This window comes from Paenibacillus sp. YAF4_2 (assembly GCF_052113225.1).
Lineage (GTDB): Bacteria > Bacillota > Bacilli > Paenibacillales > Paenibacillaceae > Pristimantibacillus.
On sequence record NZ_JBFRCT010000024.1, the window covers coordinates 1 to 738 of the forward strand.

The 738-nt window shown below is 43.4% G+C and carries 1 protein-coding gene; it reads right to left on the reverse strand.

Going from position 1 to position 738, the window contains the following annotated elements; all coding sequences use genetic code 11:
* Nucleotides 1–721 (reverse strand): IS3 family transposase (locus AB4Y93_RS28795; protein ID WP_441897214.1); only part of this gene is annotated, 721 nt, incomplete at its 3' end.
* Nucleotides 722–738: the final 17 nt, after the last annotated feature.

Sequence of the window (738 nt, forward strand, 5' to 3'; positions counted from 1 at the left end):
CGTACGACCATACGGTAGGTATGTACGTACGACCATACGGTAGGTATGTAATGTCGGTGAGCAGCACAAAACCAGGGATCTCTTGCTTGAAATCCCGTTGTAATTTATTGGGCACGACACGATGTTCTTGTGTTGCCTTAGCCATAAGTCTGTACGGATTAGGCCTTCTATGCGAACATACAAGGTTTAATTGCTGCATATGCCTAGAGATTCGTTTCCGGTTGTAGACCACCTTGAATTCATTCTCAAGGATCATCTTAATCGATCGAGACCCCTTTTTGAATCCTCTTCGATGAAATGCCTTCTTAATTAGTTCTCCTGCTTCGGCATCTAATCTGGCTCGCTCTTTACGGAGCTCAGCGGTCTTTAAATAGTGGTAATACCCCGAGCGAGATACTTGTAGCAAGTCGCATAAGTAGCGCGTTACACGCTCTAATCCTTGCTTTACAACGCCTTCAATGAGCTCAAATAGATGATACTTACTTAGACTTTTTCCCTTGGCTACCAGCAACCTTTCTTTCATATCTAGCTTTTTTAACAGTTCGATCTGAGACTCCAGGAGTTTAATTCGTGCTTCTTGCTTGTCCATAATTTCGTGTGTTGTAAGCTCTCTTGAAAGAGGACGGCCTGAAGATTCTTTTCGGGAATCCACAAGTCCAATAATGCCATCTTTCTCGTAGGCTTTTCTCCATCGGTCAGCACATTGTGCTACACGTTTCATTCCAAGTACACTTACAT